Genomic DNA, 347 nt, shown 5'->3' on the forward strand with positions numbered 1-347 from the left:
CTAGTCAAAATCGATTCAGACTCACTCGTCGAAGCCGATTCACTTTCCAAAATCGAAGTTGATTCACTCTCGGCTGTAGAGACAGATTCGGATTCACTAGTCAAAATCGATTCGGACTCACTCGTCGAAGCTGACTCGCTTTCTAGGATCGAAGTCGATTCGCTTTCCGCTGTTGAAAGAGATTCGGATTCACTAGTCAAAATCGATTCAGACTCACTCGTCGAAGCCGATTCACTTTCTAGAATCGAGGTCGATTCACTCTCAGCTGTTGAAAGAGATTCGGATTCGCTAGTCAAAATCGATTCAGACTCACTCGTCGAAGCCGATTCACTTTCCAAAATCGAAGT

At 44.7% G+C, this 347-nt stretch carries 1 pseudogene; it reads left to right on the forward strand.

Annotated features, from left to right (window positions below):
* A pseudogene (locus tag FAY32_RS14765) lies at nt 1–347 on the forward strand (MSCRAMM family adhesin SdrC); the annotation flags it as partial.

It is taken from the genome of Levilactobacillus enshiensis, from assembly GCF_007115095.1.
GTDB classification, from domain to species: domain Bacteria; phylum Bacillota; class Bacilli; order Lactobacillales; family Lactobacillaceae; genus Levilactobacillus; species Levilactobacillus enshiensis.